This is a genomic window from Ruminococcus sp. RTP21484sp1_RTP21277st1_D2_RTP21277_210401, from assembly GCF_040924225.1.
Lineage (GTDB): Bacteria > Bacillota > Clostridia > Lachnospirales > Lachnospiraceae > Blautia_A > Blautia_A faecis.
Genome location: NZ_JBCOMJ010000005.1, coordinates 92,266 through 115,035, shown reverse-complemented (window position 1 = coordinate 115,035; position 22,770 = coordinate 92,266). Strand labels below are relative to the sequence as shown.

Below are 22,770 nucleotides of genomic sequence, written 5' to 3'. Positions count from 1 at the left end.
CGTAACTGTTCAAACAGGGAACAGTTCCATTATATCTAATTTTTTATCGGAGAATTAAATTTTGAAAAATATTAAAAACAACAAAACCATTCTTGCCGTTATCCCAGCTGTCGTGGTGCTGGCTGCAGGGGTAGCTTTTTTTTGCTCTCGTTCAGGCAATACTGACAAACAATGTCAGGAAACAGTTGAACGTCTTCAGAAGCTTGAAACAGCTGATATCTCCAGCATAGAGGATGCGATCCGTGCACTTTCCGAGAAAGAAAAGCCCACCGGATCGGACTCAGAGGAGGGTGTTCTTGGCGATATTCTCACAGATGTACAAATTAAACAGGCATTTCAGGAAACTGTTATTGTAGGGGACTCTATTACAGAATCCATTGCAGAATATGGTTTTCTTGACACCAGTATTGTAGTTGCCAAGCTGGGACTTCGCATTGACGATGCAGATGACCAGATCAATACCGCCATCAGTCTGAATCCAAGCGTATTTTTCCTGTCCTTTGGAGCAAATGACCTGGAAATTTACAATGGTGATTCCTCTGCTTTTATTGACGCCTACCGTGTGAAAGTGAAACAGATCCAGAACGCTCTTCCGGATACTGCCATTTACATCAACAGCATTCTTCCCATCCAGCAAAGCGCCATCGACCAAAGTCCTGCTCTTGCTTATTATGACAGCTTTAATCAGGCACTCAGGGACTTTTGTGACGAAATGGGATGCACTTTTATAGACGATACATTCCTTGTAGACGAAAGCATGTATGAGCCGGATGGTGAACATATGGTTTACAACTACTACCCCAAATGGCTTACTTATATGGCAGAAAGGGCAGGTCTCGTATGAAGCTGAATACCAAACGAAATATCCTCTCAGATTTTTCCGGCAAACTGAGCGGCAATCTGAAGAAAAATAAAAATCAGGGAACCAGCATCCTTTCTGATTTCAAGCTTACCGGTTCCCTTATCATAAAATCCGTCATGGTAATTTTCCTGGTTGTCTATCTGGGACGCCTCTATGTGTCCGACTACGCAGCAGACGTGTCCATGGACAAAATATCTGCTGCCCTTGAACAGGTTTCCGGTGTTACGGACCTTAGTGAGCCAGGGGTTTCCGGTCTTCGCCGTTTTTATCAGATTGATGAGAATGACATAGACAGCTACTTTTTCCGTAAAGCAGCCTCCCCCATGTCTGTAGACGAAGTTCTGGTAGTTAAGGCTAATTCTTCTTCTGAGGCAAGCGCCTATTTAGAAGCAGCTCAGGCTCATCTTGAAAGTCAGAAGAACATTTTCGAAGGCTATGGAACTGATCAGATGGCACTTCTCGGAGAAGCTTCTGTAGAAAAGCGCGGTGCCTATGTCTGGTATTTCTGCGGTGAAAACGCCCAGGAACTTCGCCAGGCTTTATTATCCATGATATAGGAGAATTGACGTTATGGTATTTAACAGTGTAATTTTTATATTTTGTTTTCTTCCCATATTTCTGCTGATCTACTATTTCGTGCCGGCCAGGGCCCGTAATCCGGTACTATTCGCAGGAAGCCTTTTCTTTTATGCATGGGGAGATCCTACTTATCTGGTTCTTATGCTGTTTTCCAGCTTTTTCAATTATTACATGGGCAAAGAGCTTGGGAAAATAACCGATGAAGATCCATCCCGCAAGCGAAACCTTATTTTCGCAATAGTGATCAACCTTCTGATCCTAGGATTTTTCAAATACTGGGGATTTCTTCTTGATACCATCAGCGGTGTCACAGGACTGAAGCTTACCTATCCGCAGCTTGCATTGCCCATCGGACTTTCTTTCTATACCTTTAAGAATCTGTCCTACATCCTGGACATCTATATGGGAAAAACAGAACCCTGCAAAGGATTTTTCCCATATGCCGTATACAGCACTATGTTTCCGCACATGACTGCCGGACCCATTGTCCGCTACACTGACATTTCGGAATCCATCAGCCGCCGCAGTATAAACACAACACGCCTTGGTGCAGGTGCAGAGCTTTTTATCAAGGGGCTTTCCAAGAAAGTTCTCCTTGCAGACAATCTTTCCGCTCTGTACACCACCCTTCAGGCTTCCGGTACCACCTCTTTTGTGGGAACCTGGCTTGCCATTGGCGCATATACACTGGAGCTGTATTTCGATTTCAGCGGATATTCCGATATGGCCATCGGTCTTGGACAAATGCTGGGATTCAATTTCAACAAGAACTTTGATTATCCTTACATTTCCACCAGCGTCTCTGAATTCTGGCGCCGCTGGCATATTTCTCTTGGAAGCTGGTTCCGCGATTACATCTACATCCCACTGGGAGGCAACCGTGTTTCCACAGGCCGGCACATCCGCAACATCCTTGTGGTATGGGCGCTCACCGGTCTCTGGCATGGCGCCAGCTGGAACTTTGTGTTCTGGGGTGTTTACTACGGTCTTCTTCTTCTGGCAGAGAAATTCCTTCTTGGACGTTTTCTTGAGAAAGCACCTGTCTGGCTTCGCAATTTATATACCATGTTTGCCGTGATCATCGGCTGGGTATTTTTCAGCCAGACCACACCTGCAGCCATAGGAAAAATGCTGGGATCCATGTTTGGATTTGGAGCTTCCTGCTTCGCAGACCGTGCCTCCCTGTATGCACTGAAATCCGGACTGATCCTGATGATCATTTCCGTGATCAGCTGCCGTCCGGGACTTTATCAGTATTTCAAGCGCCTTGCAAGACGCAATACTTACCTTGCTGCAGTGATAAACGCAATCCTGTTTTTCCTCTGTATTGCGTATATGATCTACAGTTCCTACACACCATTTATGTATCAGCAGTTCTAGAGTAAATTTGAAAAAGCCCTGAACTGGTACCATATTAATTGGAGGACCCATGAAAAAGAAACCAAACGGATACCGCTATTTTTATCACCTGACCGGATGCCTTTTCGGAATCTTCATCCTGGCAGTACTGATAATCAATTTTTTAGTTCCGGACCGGGGCTTTTCCCAGAAGGAAAACCGTGTGCTGGCCTCCCGTCCGGCCATCAGCGTTTCACAGCTCACATCCGGCAAATTTGCTGACGGTTATGAAACCTATGTAAATGACCAGTTTTTCCTTCGTGACTGGTGGATCACACTGCGCGCCACAGCCCAACGTATCCTTGGAAATACGGAGGAAAACGGCGTTTTTCTTGGCAAAAACGGCTACCTGATGGAGGATTTTACAGCACCCTCCCAGGAGCGTCTGAACCGTACCGTAAACGCTATGACAGATTTTGCAGCAAGGCATTCTGATCTTCCCCAGTATGCGCTGATCGCGCCAAATGCCGTGAATATCCTTTCAGATAAGCTTCCTGCCCTGGCTGCTGCCACTGACCAGAATCCTTATCTGGACGCAACTGCCACTGCTCTTGAAAAGGCAGATGTCACTTTCGTGGATGTGCGTGACACCCTTTCCCAGCACAAGGATGACGGAATTTATTACCACACAGACCACCACTGGACTACTCAGGGAGCTTACTTTGCTTATATGCAGCTTGCAAAGGTACTTGGAATCGATTCTTCTTCCATCTCCTACGACAAACTCCCAGTTTCCATGAGCTTCCAGGGAACCCTTTCCGCCAAAAGCGGTTTCCGCGCTTCTGAGAAAGAGGAAATGGATGTCTTTCTTCCAAGAGATAACTCGGTTCCTTCCTCTGTTGTAAATTACGTAGACGAACAGAAAAAAACAGCCAGCTTTTACGATACCAGCAAGCTGGAAACCAGAGACAAATACGCCATGTTCTTTAACGGAAACCATGGCAAGGTTGTGATCACCACCCCTACAGAGGAAAACCGTACCTTACTTGTGATCAAAGACTCCTACGCAAACAGCCTGATACCTTTCCTGGCGCCTTACTACCGCAAGATTGTTATGGTAGACCCTCGTTATTTCTATGACGATCTGGAAGAACTGATGCAGGTAGAGGAAATTCAGGAAGTACTTTATCTGTATAATGCAAATACATTCTATGCAGATACTTCCCTGGAGCTTGCACTTATGTCTCAGGGCAGTACAGATTCCACTCCTGACAGCGTTGAGACGGATAACACAGATGCTGCTTCTGCTTCTTCTGCTGACAATCACGAATCTTAATCTTAGCCTTATTTCCTTCTGCCAGACAGGCAGGAGGATTTTTTTTCCAAATTTCATTGTACAACTCATGCAAATTCGCTATAATTACTTTATTAAGCATTTAGGAGCGAAATTATGAAAATAGTATTAGAACACCTCACAAAGCAGTTTCCGCCCCGTGGAAAAAAGGCTCAGGAGCCAGTCACAGCTGTAAGCGATTTCAATTTCGAAATTCCTGACGGTCAGCTGATCGGACTGCTCGGTCCCTCCGGCTGCGGGAAAAGTACTACCCTGAATATGATCTGCGGCCTGGAGAAACCAACCAGCGGCAGAATTCTTTTCGGCGATGATGATGTGACTTCATTTCCCCCAGAGCGTCGCGGAGTTGGTATGGTATTTCAGAATTATGCACTTTATCCCCACCTCACAGTGAGGCAGAACATCCTCTTTCCTCTTCAGAATCTGAAAGGAAAGGACAAGCTTTCCAGATCCCAGATGGATGAGCGGGCTCAGAATGCAGCCCGTCTGGTGCAGATCACAGAGCTTATGGACCGACGTCCTTCCGAGCTCTCCGGCGGTCAGCAGCAGCGCGTAGCCATTGCCCGTGCACTTGTAAAAATGCCCCGCGTACTGCTTCTCGACGAACCACTCTCCAACCTGGATGCCAGACTCCGCCTCCAGACCCGGGAAGAGATCCGCAAGATCCAGCGGGCTACAAAGATCACAACTGTCTTTGTCACCCATGACCAGGAGGAGGCCATGAGCATTTCCGACATGATCGTAGTCATGAAGGATGGTGTGGTACAACAGATCGGGAAGCCCCAGAACGTTTACGACAGCCCTGTAAATCTGTTTGTTGCCAAATTCCTTGGTACCCCTCCCATCAATGTATTTGAGGGGCAGATCCGTGGCGGAAGCCTTTACATTGGTGAAAATGCAGTTCTTCTCACACCTGGGATCTCCGACCAGCCGGTTTCTGTGGGAATCCGTCCGGAGGGATTTATCCCCGATGAGAAGGGAGCGCTCTGCTGCCAGCTTGGAGGCATGGAAGTAATGGGCCGTGACATCTCCGTTGTCTCCACCCATGCATCCTCCGTAAATCCTGTGATCCGCTCCATCATCAGCTCTGACACCCAGATCCGGCTTGATGCAAAAACCATCCGTTTTTCTATCAAGCCAAACAAGATCTTCCTGTTCCGGCATGATACCGGTGAACGCATCAACCTTTAAAGGGAGGCTCCTATGAATAAACGAAACTTCAAAAGCTGGCTGTACCTTCTGCCGGCTATGCTTTTTCTGGGAATTTTCATGGTCTACCCTCTTATTGATGTTTTTATCTATTCCTTTGAAGAGGGCTATAATTCCGCTTCCCAGACTTACTATGGGACAGGTATGTACAACTATTCCTACGTCCTTCATGACCCATATTTTCTCCAGGCGATCCGGAATACCTTTATCCTGGTTGTGATCACAGTGCCCCTTTCCACTTTGCTGGCACTTCTGATTTCCGTTTCCTTAAGCTCTGTGAAGGCTCTGAAAAAACTTTTCCAGACCATTTACTTCCTGCCATATGTAACCAACACACTGGCCGTTGGACTGGTATTCATGATCCTTTTCAAAAAAACCGCTTATTCCGACGGACTGATAAACCTGGTGCTGAATCTGTTCGGACAGGGACCTGTAGATTTTATTGACGGACCATACTGGGCGAAGATGCTGGTATTATGTATTTATACCATCTGGATCGTTATGCCATTTAAGGTACTGATCCTTACCAGTGCCCTGGCTTCTGTAAACCAGAATTATTACAATGCAGCCCGAGTAGACGGTACCTCCAGATTCCGTATTTTTATCCGGATCACCCTGCCGATGATCTCTCCCACTGTTTTCTATCTGATCATCACTGGTTTTATCGGTGCATTCAAGGCTTACAGCGATGCAGTTGCCCTTTTTGGCACAGACTTAAACGCAGCCGGCATGAACACCATCGTAGGCTATGTTTACGACATGCTTTACGGAAATGGCGGCGGCTACCCGTCCTATGCCTCAGCAGCAGCGATCCTGCTGTTTGTTATTGTTTTGACAATCACCTGCATAAACCTGCTTGTAAGCAAAAAACATGTATACTACTCGTAACGGTGAAGGTTCACCCTCTTTATCTGAAAGGTATTTTCGGGCAAAATCTCTCACAAATTGTGACGTACATTTTACAGAAAGCCTTTTTCAAACACGCTCTAGTACATCGTTTCGTAAATAACTACACCAATCGCGTAGGATGTGGATTCGAGTGTGCAGGCATAAAAACGCAGGCGTAGCGGGCTACGCCGAGACTTTTATGCCTGTGCAATCGGATTCACAGACAAGTGAGTGGTATAGTTATTTCGAAAACGATGTACTAGTCTTCATAAAGGAGAAAACATGGAAAAAGATACCACTCAGTTTACAAAATCGGAGCATACTGCCGCCAGACGGCATTCCCTGGGAAACATCCTTGTCTACCTGCTGCTTACCATCTGGGCTCTGGTCGTACTGTTTCCTTTTTACTGGATGCTTCTTACCTCTGTAAAAAGCTACAGTTCCTACAACGCAGAGCACATTCCCACCTTCTTTACACTGACGCCCACCCTGCAGAATTATGCAGATGCCTTTACAGCAGTGCCCCTGGGAAAATATCTGCTGAACACACTGATTTTCACAGTTGCCACCACTGCTATTATGATGGTTGTGATCACACTGTCCGCCTTTGCTTTCGCAAGACTTGAATTCAGAGGGAAAAACCTGGCTTTCACTTTATTCCTTTCCCTGATGATGATTCCAAACGAACTTGTGATCATTACCAATTTTGTGACCATCACCAACCTGGATATGCGGAACACCTTCCTTGGGCTGATCCTGCCATCTGTCACCTCTGTATTTTATATTTATCTTCTGAAAGAGAATTTCGAACAGGTACCGGATGAGCTTTACCGTGCAGCCAAAGTGGACGGAACCTCAGATCTGAAATACCTTTGCAAGGTGATGATTCCCATCTGCAAGCCTACCATGGTCACCATTGCTATCCTGAAGGTGATCGAATGCTGGAATTCCTACATATGGCCAAGACTGATCACCGATGACCAGAACTACTATCTGGTTTCCAACGGAATCCAGGAGATTCGCGAAAACGGTTTCGGTCGTGAAAATGTCCCTGCCATGATGGCGGCGGTAGTTGTGATTTCCCTGCCCCTGATCATTTTGTTCCTGCTTTTCAGAAACAAGATTATGTCAGGAGTTTCAAGAGGAGGTACAAAAGGATGAGACTATTCAGACAAAAACATCCTGGAGCGTTCCACAAAAAGCCTTTCCTGCTTTTTTCCCTGGCTGCCCTTTCTTCTGTGACTCTGCTTACAGGCTGTCATGGCGCGAAGGACCAAAGTGCCTTTACCATTCCCGGGGAATTTGACACCTCCAGAGATTACGAGATCACTTTCTGGGCCAAAAACGACACAAACAAAACCCAGACCGAAATCTATAAAAAGGCAATATCCGATTTTGAAGCCCTGTACCCCAATATCACCGTAGATCTTCGGCTTTACACGGACTACGGCAAAATCTACAACGATGTAATCACCAACATCGCCACAGGCACCACTCCGAACGTATGTATCACCTACCCGGACCATATTGCCACCTACCTTACGGGAAACGATACCGTTGTCCCTCTGGACGATCTGATGGCAGATTCCAGCTACGGACTTGGCGGTGATAAGCTTGAATTCGCCTCAGTGAAAAAAGATGAGATCATTCCCCGTTTTTTACAGGAGTGTTCTTTTTCCGGTCACTATTATGCACTGCCTTTCATGCGCTCCACAGAAGCCTGCTATGTAAATAAAACCTATGTGGAAAAGCTTGGATACACCCTTCCGGAAACCCTCACATGGGATTTTGTGTGGGAAGTAAGTGAAGCCGCCATGGCGCAAAATGCAGATGGAACCTACAAGGTCAACGATCAGAATGTGCTGATTCCATTTATAGACAAATCCACAGACAATATGATGATTGAAATGCTAAAGCAGAAAAATGCAGGATATTCCACTGACAGCGGAGAAATCCAGCTTTTTAACGACACCACGGCAAGTCTGCTGGATACCATCGCGGAGCATGTAAAAACCGGTGCTTTTTCCACTTTTAAAATTTCCAGTTATCCGGCTAACTTCCTGAATGCAGGGCAGTGTATCTTTGCCATAGATTCCACAGCAGGCTCCACCTGGATGGGTACAAACGCCCCTCTTGTGGACATCAGTTCTGATGCTCTGGTGGATTTTGAAACAGAGGTTATGACCATTCCACAGTTTGATCCGGATAATCCGCAGATGATTTCACAGGGACCTTCTGTATGTATCTTCAATAAGAAAGACCCTCAGGAAGTGCTGGCCTCCTGGCTCTTTACACAGTATCTGCTCACAAATGACGTACAGACCGCTTATTCTGAAACGGAAGGTTATGTGCCGGTTACCAGCAAAGCCCAGGAATCCGACCAGTATCAGGATTATCTTTCCAGGGAAGGGGAAGACAATTCCACTTACTACGATGTAAAAATAAAAGCTTCCAGGCTGCTCCTTGACAATGTAGAGCACACTTTTGTTACCCCTGTATTTAACGGCTCCGCTTCTTTACGTGATGCTGCAGGACAGCTGATTGAAAGCGTGACCAAATCTGTCCGAAGAAAACAGGAGATTGATGATGCCTATATTGATAAACTTTACAGCGATGTTACCTCCCTGTATCACCTGGATCAGATTTCTTCTGAGCAGTCCTCCGGGAAAAAAGAGCTTGGACCTCTTCCCGCAGAATCCAGAATTCTTCTTGGAAGTCTGGCAGTAGTCTGGGGTCTGATTCTTCTTTATCTTTTACTTGAACGATTAAAGAAGAAAAAAGGTTACTGTTCACTTCGTTCACAGTAACGCGCTTCGCGATGCACAGAAATCATGCATTCGCATGATTTCGCGCCGCAATTCTCGGGTTTTCTGTGAACTTTGTTCACAAAAAACGCCTCGCGGAACGTTACCAGTGAACAGTAACGAAAAAAGCGTAATATTTAAGCTTGATTTCCCCATAATTTTGTTTATAATAAAAGTGATTGTGTACAATCGTTTTTGACAGATGACTTTACACTCACCTTGTCAGACATCTGAATTTACGTACCCAGAAAGGAGATACTATGAAAAAAAGACTTGTATTACTGATGGCGCTCTCTCTTACATTTGCATTCCCGGCAGCTGTTATGGCTGAGGATACCACTGCTGCAGAGGAAACTGCTGATGACACAGAAGCAGCTGACAGCACTGCAGAAGATGCAGATGTGAAATCCGAAGGTGTTATGACCCATGACGAATACCTTGCAGCAGCTGTTGATGACGAAGTTACCATCGAGACCTATGTACAGGCAAAGCAGTCCTGGTGGGAAGATAAAGCTACCTTCTATACCCAGGACAAAGATGGTGCATACTTCATTTATAATATGCCATGCTCCGAAGAAGACTATGAGAAGCTGGTTCCGGGAACCAAGATCAAAGTAACCGGATATAAGGCAGAATGGTCTGGCGAGATTGAGGTTGCAGATGTTTCCTCTTTCGAGATTGAGGACGGCGAATACATCGCAGAGCCGCTTGATGTAACAGATCTTCTTGGTAAGGACGAGCTGATCGATCATCAGAACGAGCTGGTATCTTTCAAGGGAATGACCGTAGAAGCTGCCGGACAGGATGCTGACGGAAACGATGTAGCTTACCTTTACAATTACGATGGATCCGGTTCTGAGGGAGATGACCTTTACTTCAACGTTTCCCTTAACGGCGAAACCTATACTTTCACAGTAGAGTCTTATCTCTGCGACAAAGACAGCGATGTTTACAAAGCCGTAGAAGCTCTGAACATTGGCGATAAGATCGATATGGAAGGCTTCCTGTACTGGTATGAGGGCGTAAACCCGCACATTACCTCTGTTACAGCAGCTGAATAATTTCACATAATTCCAGACAAAAAACACCCGGGCACCGCTTCCTTTATGAAGCACATATGCCCGGGATTTTTTATCCAATTTTTGTATTCCTGTATACATGTACCCAATATATAATTTCCACCACTGCCGTAATTCCCCATGAGAAAATGTACAGCAGATATAAAGACGGAATCGTCTTAAAGTAGGCAAACACCGTATTTACCCATACCATTCGGAAAATACAGGATCCTATAATTACAATAACCGTAGGAATAACACTCTTTCCAAGAGCACGGGAAGCTGCAATGGCACTGTCCATAAATGCAGAAAATCCATAACTGAATCCCATAATCGTAAGTCGTTTCATTCCGGCATCCACAACCGCAGGATCATTGGTAAAAAGTCCCAGGAACTGTCTGCCGAATATAACCAGTGCAATACCACCTATGGTTCCAATTCCAAAGGAATAAGCCAGGCTGACCAGATAACTGTTTCGCACTCTTTTTCTTTTCCCTGCACCGTAATTCTGCCCCATAAAGCTTCCGCAGGCTGTATAAAAAGCAGCCATGGAGTCATACAAAAGAGCATCTGCATTTGCCGCAGCGGAATTACCTGCCACCATTATAGCATCAAAGGTATTGACGCCTGCCTGGATAAACAGATTTGCCACCTGAAAAATACCATTTTGCAATCCTGCCGGAAGACCGATCTGAATGAGGTATCCTGCCATTCTCTTGTCAAACCTCAGTTTGGAAAGACGAAGTGCATAATCCCCGCCCACTTTTACCAGAGCCCGGAGGATCAGAAACGCAGATAAATACTGGGAAATAATACTCGCAGCTGCAACACCTGCCACATCCATTTTACAGACAATTACAAAAAACAGATTCAATACTATATTTACAATGCCAGCTGCACCCAGATAATACAAAGGCTTCTTCGTATCTCCAAAAGCACTGCACACCGCATTACCAAAATTATAAAGAGCCATTGCCGGCATTCCCAGAAAATAGATCCTTATATACAGTACTGCACCATCCAGAAGTTCTTCCTTGGTATTCAACAGCTCCAGAATTCCTTTTGAAAAGAGCAGTCCAAAGATCAGTACGATCATCCCCGCAGCCATACTTACCAAAAGAGCCGTATGTATCGTCTTGATCGTACTCTCTTTATCCTTCGCTCCGAAAAATCTTGCCACCAGAACATTGGTACCGCCGCCCATACCGATCAGAAAGCCCGTAAAAAGAGTTACAAGCGTAGTAGTGGATCCCACTGCCCCCAATGATAAAGAGCCCGCAAACTGACCAATAACCGCGATATCCGCCATATTAAACAACACCTGCAAAAAGTTGGTCAGCACCAGAGGGATACTAAAAAACAGCATTTTCCCCCAGATAGAGCCTGTGGTCAGGTCCTGTCTGTCCTCTTTCATTTCAATTCTTCTCCTTCGTCAAATCCAAAATTTCTTCCGGCACTGCACCTCGAAACTGTTAAGAACTTTCAATGCAGCTCGCCCCCCCTTCAGATCAAGCCAAACCTATTTTGCACCGGAATTTTGTGCGCAAATAAAGCTCTTGAATAAATCAAGAGCTTTAAGAGGTGCCACCCAGATTTGAACTGGGGATAGAGGTGTTGCAGACCCCGGAAAAAAACCTCGGAACCCTCTAAAACTCTAAGGTTTTCCAAACTGTCCACCTTATATCCACCCTAATTTTCATGTTGCTTTCATGCCATATCAGGTATTTTACTGTGCCAAATCTATGCCACTTAGCACCCCTATGGGCATATTATAAACATTTTAGTATCTTTCGTCTACAATTATTTTACTACAACTACAATATTATATGGAGGTTTATCGTGAATTATCAATTAGAATTAAAACAAATTGTGGATTTTCCACGCTGCCGGATTTACCGGGAATTTATACAAACCCTTATGAAAGACAGAAGCATCCGTACCAACGGAGGTTCCTGTCTTTTTTATTTTCTCATTTTATGTTCTTATGCAAATTACAGTTCCTCTTATCGGAACATCGAACACCTTACTTACAAAGTTGTTCCTGGAGAATGGATCTGTTCTCTTAAAGAACTACAGATTCACTTCCGCCAAAAATTCCAGCACCAGGTCATATCCATACTGGATACCCTGGTAGAGCAAAACCTTCTAACCTACTCACTACACGAAAAAAATAAGATTATCCAATACAAGATCAAAGACTGGCCAAAAGATAATACTGCCCTTTCCTATAATTACCCATGCAAAAAAGACATCGGGTTTTTCTTTTTTCCAATCGCAGATGTTCATAAACTAATCGGACTAGGAAAATGTTCGGAAATGGATGCTCTTTTGGATCTTTGGATTCATGCAGTCTATAATGATCCATCTGTGCAAGGCTCTGATGCCGGTCCGGTAGTATATTTTCGCAATCAGACTGGAAATCCCTTGTTCAGTTATCAGGAACTTGCCAGACGTTGGAAACAGTCGAAATCTTCTGTGTCCCGTCTGCTTAAAAAACTTGAAGATACCGACATGATCACACTGATTTCCTATTCCGGGAAACATGGCAGCATGGTATATCTACGTAATTATCTGTCCGTTATGTTTAATATCAGTGATGTCATGATTGATAAGGAGGAAGTTGCCATGAAAATGCAACTGCCAATACATATACCCGAAGACACCTTGCCTGTTAAAAACAATTCTGAATGCGTTTCAGAATCTATTACTGACGAACAAATCATCGTTTCACAGGAAGGCTCCTGCGTTCCAGAATCACACATCAAAGCCATTGTTCGCAAAGTCGCTGAAATACTGGAAATACAAGGCATTTCTTGTTGTAGATGCCCCAAAACAAAGTATATATTATCTCCTTTATCAGCCTGCAAGGATAGTATATATCTATATTCACTACGTATTATCTGCCCCTGGGGGAAAGCCGCCTATCAGTTTGAGTTAAAACTAAAACCGGAAAATCCCGCCGTCACCAACGTCCCAGGGCATACTCCGCCTCTGCAGCATACCTTACCTGCCTTCACTGAAATCCCAGAAGTTCTGTTGAAAGGAGGGGTTGTATAATGGCAAAGAAAAATCACCACCCTGTTTCTGCTGAAGTAGAAAATAATCCGCTGTACCATGATACCTATAAACTGCTCCGTTGTTACCGGGATTCTACTTATAGCCTTATGGTTGCTGTCCGGCAGGTGGAAATTCAATTCCAACTGGAATACAACACCAGTGTAGACGAATTTCTAGATTCCATCTATGCTGCAGGAGCAGATCTGGGAGACAGCCAGATTGAAGAATGGGCAAAAAGCATTGCCCGCAGTAACAAAATGATAAAGCTGCTTCTCTCTTCTGTGGATCTGCTCCGGAAAAATCATAAACATGGGGAAGAATATTACTGGATATTATATTACGCCTTTCTGTCTCCCCATGAACTGAAAAACACAGAGGAAATCCTGGAAGAGTTGGAAAAGCACGTTCCCAGTATCTCCTACCGGACGTACTACCGAAGGAGGCAGGCTGCTATTAACGCTCTTAGCAGCATACTATGGGGATTTTCTGCAAAGGGGACACTGGAAACTTTAAATAAGTTTTTCCCAAAATAAAATCGACATTTTCCATATAGGCACTCATTCTCTATATTAAAATGAGTGCCTATAAAAATTGATTTTCCCAATTGTACCTTTTACAGTAGTTATAAGTTTCCAAATACCACATCTTGTTCTATTTATATTTATTTGCTATAATATGATAGTTGAAAACCAATAATTTCTTTACAAAATAGGGGAGATTTCTCTAATTTTACCTATTATTTCAAATGACTAACGGAGTGAAAGAATTAGATATGCCTAAGGAATTTAAAAGTGTGGCAGAACAATTAAAAGCAATGTACAATGCATTGAAAAAATGGCCATTCATGATGGGGATAACCATTCTTATGTTTGTACTTCTGATTTCGTCAGAATACTTGACAGATAATGAGTTTATACTTTTTTTACAAATAATAGGGTTTGCTATAAGTTTTGCATTCATAGTAATGATTTTAATACTTGATAAACACGGAAAACAATATTTGAAGAAAATGAGTTTTTTTGCCAGCTTATGGTTTGCATCCTGTCTGGCTCTTGCAGATTTCAATCAACCCACTCTTAAATTAATCATCCAATTATATACTGCCTTTCTTTTCATTTTTGATGCTTGTATTATTCCCGATTTTCTCTCAAGCATTGATCCTCAGAAAAACAAGAATGAGTGTGTTTCTAATGAGCTAAAAGAAAAAATTGAGAAATTAGAAAAAGAAATTGAAGAACTCAAAAAGTTCGAGAAAAAGACAGACTAATAACTTCTTGAGTGAGTTCTACTAAATAATTACAAAACTATAACATCGAGAATACTTGGAAACTTATTTCTCTCTAAATGTGCTTTAAGATGATTAACTCTTCATCTTATCATTTTTAGTAATTAAACATGTTAAAACGTTTCCCCCTCCATTGCAAGAACATAGAGTTCCTTGAATATTTCTATTCTTAAGAATTCTATGTTCTTGAATAAATAAAAGCTTAATATAAAAAATTTCACCTTATTCGCTGCATGCTGATGGTTCTATATAATCTTCCTCATTTCCTATCCTTCTTCTATATGCTACAGTTCCTCCTTGTCTTTGCATTGCCCCTATTCGCTTCTCAACCTGTATAATATCCTCCATGCTAATTAGCGGATGTGTTGTAAAGAAATAATCACTGTTGGCATACCATAATAAATTATCAAACATATCTTCTTCAATATGTATATTAAAATCTTCCTTTTCCCACCATAAATCTGAAGGCAACAATAATAACCAATTCAAATTACACACTATTTTATATTTTGTACATATTAATTCAATCGTATCTAGTGTTTTATTGATCATTTCCATTGTTTCCCATGGAAATCCTATAATAAAGGAAAGAAAACAATGCTTATCAAATTGATACTGTTTTAAAATTTCTAAAGCACTAAAAAGTTGCTCTACCGTTAACCCCTTTCTTATTTTTTTCAATCCTTCATTATACCCACATTCTACACCTATTTGCATAGATGAAACCATTTGCAGTGGTATATTCTGTAATATTTGATTCTTTAATATATCAGTAACTCTTGCTTCGATAAATACCTTTTCGGTATAACCATACAAACGATGCAACTTTTTAAAAACATTAATAGCTCTTTCTCCATTTGCCGTAAAACAATCATCTACGAATAGTAATCTAGTCCCTCTATTTATGTTATCTTTAAACTGCAGTGCATGCTTAACACGTTTAATTACATGCTCAACAGATAAACCTCTCCAGTTTCTCCTATGGGGTATGGAACAAAAAGCGCAACTAAAACGACACCCTCTAGAAGTTTCTACCGGCAACTGTGTATATGGATTGGATGAAGGTAATAATTCATATGCTGGATACGGTGTATTTTCCATTTCTTCGACTGTTAGTTCTATTTCATCTTCATTTCGTAACACATTACCATTCAGTTTATAAGTAATACCTTTAACACCCTCTAATGTCATATTATACTCAAGAGCATTGCATAAATTCACAATAATCTTTTCACCCTCACCACGCATAACTATATGGGCATCTGATGATTCTAAAACATGTTTATCAAATATTGATGGGTGCAACCCACCCAATGCTATTTTAACGTCTGGAAAATTATCCGCTATTCGTTGGATAATAACCTTTGTATTAGACCAATTAAAAGAATTGACTGAAAACGCAATCAACTGTATATCTTTACTAGAAATTTTTTTCATTATATACTGAGCGCATAATTCCTCTATATCCCCCTTGTGTTCATACTGGATAAATTCGCAAGGATCAATTATGCTTACTTCATGTTTATTTTTCATTAATATAGAAGCCAAAAGATAAATTGCCATCGGTGCTAATTCCAAAGGTTCAAATTGATTTTTACTTATCTTTTGTGGTAACGCAACTATTAAAACTTTCATAAATTATCTCCTTTTTAATATCTTTATTCCTACAGCAGCCCCAATAACTATTTCTGCAAGTATTATCGAACTAATAGTTAAACGGACTCCATAAACATACGCAATAACATACAATTCACATGTCAAAAAAACTATATTAAAATACATGTTCAAATACGAAATAAATTTCTCATTTTCTCTTTGGAAATATTTATATACAACAAACCTAAATATTTTTTTTCCTATGCTGAGGGTAAGCACAGAGATGATTGGCATAATAAAAATATATGTCTTACTAACTATATTACTGGGTTCTGCTGCACTCCACTGAATTGATATTTTATTAGGAACCAAAAAGAAAAATATTATACTAACAAGTATACAAACTATCGTTACAATAATAGATACTACTGTAAACTTATCCTTCCTTTTCATATAATTACCCCTTTCACTTCAAATCACGTCTTTTAAATATTATATACGATAAACTCAATGTAGAAATACTCCACACTACTACAATTATCAATATTTTAGCAATAAAGTTAATATCAATATCTTGTTTTACCCAAACATCTAAATAACCTATAGGTGTAACTTCTAAAATTCTCTTAATAAGATTTATTTTTTCTCCTAATGATTGTAATATAGGAAAACCAATCCCTATTACCAATACATTAAATAACAGTCCAGCTTTGGATCCCTCCATTATAAATTCCACTCCAAAACACATAAGAAATATAGTAATTTCCAATAGAATAGTAACCAATAGTTTTAAAAATATCATTCCAAATGAAAAAGTATCATTCGTCCATCCATAAAGCATGGTTGTTACACATGTTAATACCATTGGATATAAAAAAGATAAAATAACACTATAAAAAATATTAACTATCCCTTTACTGACAAAAATTATTTTTCTATTATTGCCAAAAGATGCACTTAATTGTAATGTTCTGTTTTGAAACTCGCTACCTAAATTAACATCCAAAAATATAGAACACAAGATTATTGCAACACTAATATTACTCATACCACTTTTTAGTGCATTTTCCCCTGACAACTCCTTTATCTTTCCCGCCATATACATAGAATGATTCATATAAACTGTAATTACTCCTAATACTAATGCTCCCACACAGAGTATAGTAAAAATTTTTGTGTGGCGTGTTTTATATTGCTCGCTTCTGATAGCATCTAACATATACTCATTCCTCCAATATATCTAAATATATTTCTTCTGGCATCTTATCCGGATATTTATGAACAATTTCCTCATACGTAAACTTCTTCTTAATAGTCCCTTGGGATATAAAAATATAATCTGTGGCTACCCTAAATAATTCATCTAATATGTGGCTTGAAATTAAAATTGTAATACCTTTTTCTCTTAAATCACTTAAAAGTTTTCGTATCTGAATAGTACTTTTAGGATCTAACCCATTTAATGGCTCATCTAATACCAATAATTGTGGTTTCCCAATTAAAGCAAGGATAATACCTAATTTTTGCTTCATGCCTAGTGAATAATTTTTTACTTTTTTATGATTTTCCCAAATTCCAAATTTCATTGCAAGCTCCACAATTTCTTTTTCTATCAAAGTGCTTCTCATCAAACTTATAATTTTTATATTTTCTTTTGCCGTAAGCCCCGGATAAAACGCTGGTTTTTCTATCAAAGCACCTATATTTTTGCTTTTTAACTCCATTTTTCCATTATCAGATCCAATAAGTCCCGATATAATTCTCATGAGAGTTGTTTTTCCAGCACCATTCTCTCCAATCAGTGCATAAATATGGCCTGTATATATTGATAAATTTATATTATCTAAAGCTTTTGTTTTACTATACTTTTTTTCGATTCTTTCACATTTTAAAATAATATCTTCCACTATTAGAATGCTCCTTTAAATAATTTAAGAGAGGATTTTAGTATTTAAAAATACTAAAATCCTCAATGCTACCATAGTTTAGGCTTAAATATTAATTGTAATGATAACCGTATCTCCAGCTACAGCTCCGTTAACATAGGTAACATAATATGTTTCCCATACCCATTCTGTACCATAAGTTGAAACTCCACTACTGTCATCACCATCCAAACCTTCCACTACCGGTGGCTGATATCCATTCATATCCTCGCCCATACGGTTTCCTCCTTTCATAAATATTTGTTTTATCAAAATACTCACGTATGATAAAACACTCTATCATATATCTCAATTATTGGGTAAAAGACTCAAATCATCCAAATCCTTTTCTAACATATCAATGTAAATATCATCCATGAACGTAGCAGGAAATTTTTCTGTGATTCTCCCCATGTCTCCAACTGATTTAATAAATGCTGCCATATAACAAGGAATCTTTTTCTTCCATAATTCATATAAACCACCATTCCAGTACTCTTCAATACTATGATTTCTGATGTTTCCAACAACTAATGGCAGGTAAGGGCTTGTAACAATATCTCCATTTGCACGAATACTTATATAATACATCGGTAGTTCTGTATGTTCCGGAAAACGTATTAAATGATCAACAGGATCTCCCCATACAATTTTAATACTTGGGTTACGTGCATTAATCGTATTAATTGTGTTTACCAATTTTCTATATTGAATATCTGTAGGACAAATATTCTCTAAATTTTTATTCCCACGTCCTAATGGCATAAGTGGCTGTACACGTAACTCAATTTTATTATTAAAAGACATTGACTCTAATTTTGTATGTAATTCTTCCAACTCCTCTATGTTAAATGATGTTGGTGTAAATGCAATCGACATTTCCATATCATACTTTCTAACAATATCTATGGCTCTAAACACGCTGTCATAAACGCCTGTCTTATTTCTTAATTTATCATGGCTCTCCGCTTTAGCACCATCTACGCTAAACTGTATGCTATTCAATCCCGAATGATATAAATCTCGTATAACACTTTCTGATGCCAAAATGCCATTGGTTACTATTGCTGTCCTGACTCCGCAATTACTTAACATTTTTATACATTTGCAGATAAGTTCTTTTCTCAATAATGTTTCTCCGCCACAAAAACAAAAATTCAACAATTTCATAGGCAAAATATCTTTAACAAATTTAATCACCTCATCATCAGATAATTCATGTTCCATTACTCTGTTTTCACCACTTGCATTGTAACAATGCAAACATCTTAAATTACATTTGTTTGTTATATCTAAAGCTAACTGATATGGTCCTACTGTAAAGTCTATATTTCTATTCATATATATACCTCTCTAATGCTCATACTGTCCAATCATAAATAATTAAGTCATTTCCTTTTCCATACTCATCCATTAACTGTGAAACCTTTTTAAACCCACAATTAAACAACTGCTTTTCCAACATTTCTAAATCTGAACCTATCGTTTTAATTCTCAACTTAGAAATATTAAATGGATACAAACTCTTCAATAGTTGTTCACACCCTATAAGTACTTGTTCCAATATTTCTTCTGGAACTAATAATGTTGTAATTTCTAATATATCCGTTTCTGGGTGATTATTGGATATAGATGTTATTCCCATTACATTTCCTTCTCTATCTTTTAACACAAAAAAATCCTCTTTATAATAAAACATCTTGCTCCTTAGTACAGTTTCTTTTTGGTAATCACTCAATCCTTTATTCCTATTTGCTGGGCAATTATGATATGTATATTCTGTATTATCTGCATACATTTTATATGCAGCAAATATTTCCCTAATGTCATCTTCAGTTGCCCAAATCAAATCATATTTTTCATTTAATTTTATAGTTCCGTTTACCATAAATGGTGATCCTCCCTTTCCCCATGACAAAGCCCATAATTTATCAAATGCAAACAATGTAACCACAACATCTTTAAGAAAATCAGCCGTAGGATTCATATATGAATATCTTGTTGCAAAATCTTCTTTGATTTGTTCTACTATCCTTTCTCCATTGCATAGCTTAAGTATTTCCCATGCTTCTCCATTCATAACCATTTCTTGAGTCTTTCCGTTTACAATAGCAAAACTTTTTTTATTACCTTTTTCATGTCGGAAATAAAATATTCTTTCTTCCTCAAATTTAGGAATACTCTTTAATAGTTTTTCCTTATTAGTTAAACTTATATTATCGTAAAACATATACTTACCTCCTTTGATATTAACTACTGAGTTCTCCTTTCTTTTATTTTAGATAAATAGTTTTTATATCAGAAAATCTTTCAAAAAGATTTCTTTCATGAGTTACTATAAAAATTATCCTTTCCCTTCCTAACTCCCAAAGAATCTCTGATAATATTTCCTTTGTTTTCATATCTAAATCAGATGTTGGTTCATCCAAAATCATAATATCTGTATTTTTTAATAATACTGGTAACAGTTGAATTCTTTGCATTTCCCCACCCGATAATTCATGAAATGCTCTATCTAAATAATGCAAAATATTAAATTGATTCGTCAAATATATATTTTCTAAATGATACTGTTTTATCAATATTTCAAGAGCACCTATATCAAAACGTTCTGCTAACATCTCTTTTACCGTTATATCCATTTCATTTTGATTTTGTATATATATAGATATTTTATTTTTTCTCAAGGATTCAATTTCTACTTCTGAAATAGGAATATTATTAAACTCAATGTTTCCCTTCTTTTTAGTGTGTAATAAACCACACAAAAGATATAAAAGGGTTGATTTTCCGCTACCATTCGCTCCCATGATCAGATTAATTCCTTCCATAAATTCTTCATTATAATTTGTTAAAATTTTTTTATTATCATAACTGAATTCTAATCTACTAATTTTAACTCTATTAATCTTTTGATTAACTATTTTTGTTCCGTACTGCTCCTTCTCCAAATTTTTTATTTTTGTAATCCAATCAAAAGAATTTTTTGCATCTTGGTATACTTGCCCAAAGGAAAAGAAAAATTTAATACTCTGTATCAGCATTCCAAAATATGATGAAATTATCAAAAACTCTCCTAATGTTAAGTTTCCAGAAATCATCTCAATACCACCAACTATTAATGCTGTTGATTTAAAAACAAGCGTAATGATACTCTCTAAAGAATTGTAAAAATATGAAAGCTTAGTATACTTCATGAATTCTTCTAAATATTTCCCAAACTCTCTTCTTCTTTTGTTTTCCTTATTTTTATAATCAGCCCATAACTTTATTTTTTTTATAAATTCAAATTGTTCATTAATATGCTTGTAATATGCAGACTGTTCTTCTTTATATCTAGTACTTTGCTCATACAACGGTTTTTTTAAATAATAATAACTAAGTATGTAAGCTGGAACTATGAACATTATAAGTAAAAATATTTTTTTATTTATTTTTCCAATTGCTATTATTACCCCAATTATAGTTAAACTCTGAAATACACTACTTATAATATTATCAAAAACAAAAGACCATATTTTATTTGCATCAATATTGATCTTTTGATGTAAATAAGATGGATTAAATTTACTACTTTCGCTATAGTCGGAATATTGTACACACCTTATAATTTCATTCATTGTTTTAAATACAAGTTGGGACTGAACTTTAGTTTTATAAATATTAAAACAATATGTCAACATCGTAGTTATCACCCCTAGCCCCACTATTAAACAACCAAATTTAATTATTTTTTCTTTACTTGGTGTATATATCACTATATTAAAGTAAAAACCGTTCAAATACGGAACAACTAATGCTAATACAAAAGTCAGGAAATTCCCCATAATTATAAAAATTAAAAGCCTTTTATTTTCACAAAAATTTTTATACACAAACCGTAATAGTTCCATAAATACCTCTTTATCAAAATTTCATATATCATTTCATTATAAATTTTTGTTTTTCCCACATTACCATAGTTCCTATATACTTCCCATATTTTTTGTTTAAAATGCACTTTTTTTTTTCTATTTGGCACATTTACTTCTTATATTTTACTTCAACTTGGCACACTTCTGCGATTGAAGGGTTATCTTACCCATGTTACAATTGATATTGCTTATAGTATTCCTATTTTTTACCGGCACCTTAATTGGTGCTTTTTTTGTACCCGTAAACCTTTCGCTGACAGTAGCCAATACTTACACAGTACGTACAGCGTACTTCCCCTAAAATAAAACGTATTCTGTGCGTACAGTGTAAGTAAAACTTCCTATTTATATAATGAAGGGAGATTACCATGAAAACAAGAAATGAAATCTATCAAGGGGAAGGTGCCCAACTGCTCCGGTTCATTACAACTTACCATTCGCTGCAATATGAACAGGTCTTACGGCTCTTTTCCAAAAACAGAGAGTCTATCAAATCTCTGATCACAAGTCTGGTAAAACAAAAACGCATTATCTATGATAAGGAGAACGGGCTTCTCTGCGACAGCCAGGAATCTGCAAACAATCCTGATTATGGCATGATTGCATCCTTTTGGGTGCTTTTGGACTTCAAAACAGCCATTATGTACCATACTGACGGTGAATTTCCTGTAAAACTGAACTTTTTCTCTAAAGATGAGTGGTATGAAGTCCTCTATGTCCCCCAGGAACAAGAATATCTTATCAATCATGTCATGGAAAGCCAGACAAAAAGCGATGCTAAACGGCTGGTAGTATTAGAAACGGAAGAACAGGCTGCAAAAATTCATATCACAGGCGTGATTGCCTTTTGCCTTGTAGACTCCTCTACCGGATCTGTCAGCTATTATGCAAAGAAATGAGG

The 22,770-nt window shown here is 39.0% G+C and carries 23 protein-coding genes; 14 read left to right on the top strand and 9 right to left on the bottom strand.

The window, feature by feature from the left end:
• Positions 1 to 61 precede the first annotated feature (61 nt).
• The 10 genes from AB5706_RS05600 to AB5706_RS05555 all read left to right on the top strand — a co-directional run bounded on the left by AB5706_RS05600 (position 62) and on the right by AB5706_RS05555 (position 10,095).
• Positions 62 to 844: a GDSL-type esterase/lipase family protein gene (locus AB5706_RS05600; RefSeq protein ID WP_368365921.1), complete on the top strand. Its 783-nt coding sequence runs from the start codon at positions 62 to 64 to the stop codon at positions 842 to 844.
• On the top strand, positions 841 to 1,419 hold the full coding sequence (locus tag AB5706_RS05595; protein WP_368365920.1) for a DUF4358 domain-containing protein: 579 nt from the start codon (positions 841 to 843) through the stop codon (positions 1,417 to 1,419). The genes AB5706_RS05600 and AB5706_RS05595 overlap by 4 nt, the downstream gene beginning before the upstream one ends.
• A 13-nt stretch (positions 1,420 to 1,432) precedes the next feature.
• Positions 1,433 to 2,821, top strand: coding sequence for an MBOAT family protein (locus tag AB5706_RS05590; protein WP_368365919.1), 1,389 nt, complete (start codon positions 1,433 to 1,435; stop codon positions 2,819 to 2,821).
• A 49-nt stretch (positions 2,822 to 2,870) separates the two neighbouring features.
• Positions 2,871 to 4,115, top strand: a complete 1,245-nt coding sequence (locus AB5706_RS05585) for a DHHW family protein (protein ID WP_368365918.1) — start codon at positions 2,871 to 2,873, stop codon at positions 4,113 to 4,115.
• 114 nt (positions 4,116 to 4,229) lie between these two features.
• Positions 4,230 to 5,324 (top strand): ABC transporter ATP-binding protein, encoded by a 1,095-nt coding sequence (locus AB5706_RS05580; protein WP_368365917.1) that lies wholly within the window; start codon positions 4,230 to 4,232, stop codon positions 5,322 to 5,324.
• Positions 5,325 to 5,336: 12 nt separating this feature from the next.
• Complete coding sequence (locus AB5706_RS05575) at positions 5,337 to 6,230, top strand: carbohydrate ABC transporter permease (protein WP_368365916.1); 894 nt, start codon at positions 5,337 to 5,339, stop codon at positions 6,228 to 6,230.
• Positions 6,214 to 6,351 (top strand): DUF6783 domain-containing protein, encoded by a 138-nt coding sequence (locus AB5706_RS05570; protein WP_368357454.1) that lies wholly within the window; start codon positions 6,214 to 6,216, stop codon positions 6,349 to 6,351. Before AB5706_RS05575 ends, AB5706_RS05570 begins: the two co-directional genes overlap by 17 nt.
• 161 nt (positions 6,352 to 6,512) lie before the next feature.
• Positions 6,513 to 7,391 (top strand): carbohydrate ABC transporter permease, encoded by an 879-nt coding sequence (locus tag AB5706_RS05565; protein WP_118583645.1) that lies wholly within the window; start codon positions 6,513 to 6,515, stop codon positions 7,389 to 7,391.
• On the top strand, positions 7,388 to 9,037 hold the full coding sequence (locus tag AB5706_RS05560) for an ABC transporter substrate-binding protein (RefSeq protein ID WP_148463139.1): 1,650 nt from the start codon (positions 7,388 to 7,390) through the stop codon (positions 9,035 to 9,037). The genes AB5706_RS05565 and AB5706_RS05560 overlap by 4 nt, the downstream gene beginning before the upstream one ends.
• Positions 9,038 to 9,294: 257 nt before the next feature.
• Positions 9,295 to 10,095, top strand: coding sequence for a hypothetical protein (locus AB5706_RS05555; protein WP_173717580.1), 801 nt, complete (start codon positions 9,295 to 9,297; stop codon positions 10,093 to 10,095).
• 70 nt (positions 10,096 to 10,165) lie between these two features.
• Here AB5706_RS05555 and AB5706_RS05550 read toward each other — a convergent pair whose 3' ends face one another.
• Complete coding sequence (locus AB5706_RS05550) at positions 10,166 to 11,506, bottom strand: MATE family efflux transporter (protein WP_173735909.1); 1,341 nt, start codon at positions 11,504 to 11,506, stop codon at positions 10,166 to 10,168.
• Positions 11,507 to 11,931: 425 nt separating this feature from the next.
• Here AB5706_RS05550 and AB5706_RS05545 point away from each other — a divergent pair, with 425 nt between their 5' ends.
• From AB5706_RS05545 to AB5706_RS05535, 3 genes are all read left to right on the top strand, one after another.
• Positions 11,932 to 13,149, top strand: coding sequence for a MarR family transcriptional regulator (locus AB5706_RS05545; RefSeq protein ID WP_092069511.1), 1,218 nt, complete (start codon positions 11,932 to 11,934; stop codon positions 13,147 to 13,149).
• Positions 13,149 to 13,682: a hypothetical protein gene (locus tag AB5706_RS05540; protein ID WP_015526878.1), complete on the top strand. Its 534-nt coding sequence runs from the start codon at positions 13,149 to 13,151 to the stop codon at positions 13,680 to 13,682. Before AB5706_RS05545 ends, AB5706_RS05540 begins: the two co-directional genes overlap by 1 nt.
• Before the next feature lie 224 nt (positions 13,683 to 13,906).
• Complete coding sequence (locus AB5706_RS05535; protein ID WP_139009993.1) at positions 13,907 to 14,416, top strand: hypothetical protein; 510 nt, start codon at positions 13,907 to 13,909, stop codon at positions 14,414 to 14,416.
• Between the two features lie 240 nt (positions 14,417 to 14,656).
• Here AB5706_RS05535 and AB5706_RS05530 read toward each other — a convergent pair whose 3' ends face one another.
• From AB5706_RS05530 to AB5706_RS05495, 8 genes are all read right to left on the bottom strand, one after another.
• Positions 14,657 to 16,069: a B12-binding domain-containing radical SAM protein gene (locus tag AB5706_RS05530; protein WP_110925732.1), complete on the bottom strand. Its 1,413-nt coding sequence runs from the start codon at positions 16,067 to 16,069 to the stop codon at positions 14,657 to 14,659.
• Between the two features lie 3 nt (positions 16,070 to 16,072).
• Positions 16,073 to 16,483: a DUF1648 domain-containing protein gene (locus AB5706_RS05525; protein WP_059085310.1), complete on the bottom strand. Its 411-nt coding sequence runs from the start codon at positions 16,481 to 16,483 to the stop codon at positions 16,073 to 16,075.
• A 13-nt stretch (positions 16,484 to 16,496) separates the two neighbouring features.
• Positions 16,497 to 17,249: an ABC transporter permease gene (locus tag AB5706_RS05520; RefSeq protein ID WP_059085309.1), complete on the bottom strand. Its 753-nt coding sequence runs from the start codon at positions 17,247 to 17,249 to the stop codon at positions 16,497 to 16,499.
• Positions 17,250 to 17,253: 4 nt separating this feature from the next.
• Positions 17,254 to 17,937, bottom strand: a complete 684-nt coding sequence (locus tag AB5706_RS05515; protein ID WP_368182475.1) for an ABC transporter ATP-binding protein — start codon at positions 17,935 to 17,937, stop codon at positions 17,254 to 17,256.
• Positions 17,938 to 18,021: 84 nt separating this feature from the next.
• Positions 18,022 to 18,192 carry a hypothetical protein gene (locus AB5706_RS05510; protein WP_015526871.1) on the bottom strand — a complete coding sequence of 57 codons (171 nt, stop codon included), beginning with the start codon at positions 18,190 to 18,192 and terminating at the stop codon, positions 18,022 to 18,024.
• A 72-nt stretch (positions 18,193 to 18,264) separates the two neighbouring features.
• Entirely contained in the window at positions 18,265 to 19,296 is a 1,032-nt protein-coding gene (locus AB5706_RS05505) for a radical SAM/SPASM domain-containing protein (protein ID WP_015526870.1), read from the bottom strand.
• 19 nt (positions 19,297 to 19,315) lie between these two features.
• Positions 19,316 to 20,185 (bottom strand): hypothetical protein, encoded by an 870-nt coding sequence (locus AB5706_RS05500; RefSeq protein WP_059085307.1) that lies wholly within the window; start codon positions 20,183 to 20,185, stop codon positions 19,316 to 19,318.
• A gap of 43 nt (positions 20,186 to 20,228) precedes the next feature.
• The gene (locus tag AB5706_RS05495; protein WP_059085306.1) at positions 20,229 to 21,848 is read right to left on the bottom strand and encodes an ATP-binding cassette domain-containing protein; all 1,620 of its coding nucleotides are present in this window, start codon (positions 21,846 to 21,848) and stop codon (positions 20,229 to 20,231) included.
• A gap of 389 nt (positions 21,849 to 22,237) precedes the next feature.
• Here AB5706_RS05495 and AB5706_RS05490 point away from each other — a divergent pair, with 389 nt between their 5' ends.
• Positions 22,238 to 22,768, top strand: coding sequence for a DUF5697 family protein (locus AB5706_RS05490; RefSeq protein ID WP_015526863.1), 531 nt, complete (start codon positions 22,238 to 22,240; stop codon positions 22,766 to 22,768).
• Positions 22,769 to 22,770: the final 2 nt, after the last annotated feature.

What these genes read in the sequence shown, in the direction of transcription:
- AB5706_RS05550 (WP_173735909.1), bottom strand. Translation starts at nt 11,506, where the DNA reads ATGAAAGAGGACAGACAGGACCTGACCACAGGCTCTATCTGGGGGAAA.
- AB5706_RS05555 (WP_173717580.1), top strand. Translation starts at nt 9,295, where the DNA reads ATGAAAAAAAGACTTGTATTACTGATGGCGCTCTCTCTTACATTTGCA.
- AB5706_RS05530 (WP_110925732.1), bottom strand. Translation starts at nt 16,069, where the DNA reads ATGAAAGTTTTAATAGTTGCGTTACCACAAAAGATAAGTAAAAATCAA.
- AB5706_RS05585 (WP_368365918.1), top strand. Translation starts at nt 2,871, where the DNA reads ATGAAAAAGAAACCAAACGGATACCGCTATTTTTATCACCTGACCGGA.
- AB5706_RS05575 (WP_368365916.1), top strand. Translation starts at nt 5,337, where the DNA reads ATGAATAAACGAAACTTCAAAAGCTGGCTGTACCTTCTGCCGGCTATG.
- AB5706_RS05510 (WP_015526871.1), bottom strand. Translation starts at nt 18,192, where the DNA reads ATGGGCGAGGATATGAATGGATATCAGCCACCGGTAGTGGAAGGTTTG.
- AB5706_RS05525 (WP_059085310.1), bottom strand. Translation starts at nt 16,483, where the DNA reads ATGAAAAGGAAGGATAAGTTTACAGTAGTATCTATTATTGTAACGATA.
- AB5706_RS05590 (WP_368365919.1), top strand. Translation starts at nt 1,433, where the DNA reads ATGGTATTTAACAGTGTAATTTTTATATTTTGTTTTCTTCCCATATTT.
- AB5706_RS05540 (WP_015526878.1), top strand. Translation starts at nt 13,149, where the DNA reads ATGGCAAAGAAAAATCACCACCCTGTTTCTGCTGAAGTAGAAAATAAT.
- AB5706_RS05580 (WP_368365917.1), top strand. Translation starts at nt 4,230, where the DNA reads ATGAAAATAGTATTAGAACACCTCACAAAGCAGTTTCCGCCCCGTGGA.
- AB5706_RS05565 (WP_118583645.1), top strand. Translation starts at nt 6,513, where the DNA reads ATGGAAAAAGATACCACTCAGTTTACAAAATCGGAGCATACTGCCGCC.
- AB5706_RS05595 (WP_368365920.1), top strand. Translation starts at nt 841, where the DNA reads ATGAAGCTGAATACCAAACGAAATATCCTCTCAGATTTTTCCGGCAAA.
- AB5706_RS05490 (WP_015526863.1), top strand. Translation starts at nt 22,238, where the DNA reads ATGAAAACAAGAAATGAAATCTATCAAGGGGAAGGTGCCCAACTGCTC.
- AB5706_RS05560 (WP_148463139.1), top strand. Translation starts at nt 7,388, where the DNA reads ATGAGACTATTCAGACAAAAACATCCTGGAGCGTTCCACAAAAAGCCT.
- AB5706_RS05570 (WP_368357454.1), top strand. Translation starts at nt 6,214, where the DNA reads ATGTATACTACTCGTAACGGTGAAGGTTCACCCTCTTTATCTGAAAGG.
- AB5706_RS05500 (WP_059085307.1), bottom strand. Translation starts at nt 20,185, where the DNA reads ATGTTTTACGATAATATAAGTTTAACTAATAAGGAAAAACTATTAAAG.
- AB5706_RS05495 (WP_059085306.1), bottom strand. Translation starts at nt 21,848, where the DNA reads ATGGAACTATTACGGTTTGTGTATAAAAATTTTTGTGAAAATAAAAGG.
- AB5706_RS05520 (WP_059085309.1), bottom strand. Translation starts at nt 17,249, where the DNA reads ATGTTAGATGCTATCAGAAGCGAGCAATATAAAACACGCCACACAAAA.
- AB5706_RS05505 (WP_015526870.1), bottom strand. Translation starts at nt 19,296, where the DNA reads ATGAATAGAAATATAGACTTTACAGTAGGACCATATCAGTTAGCTTTA.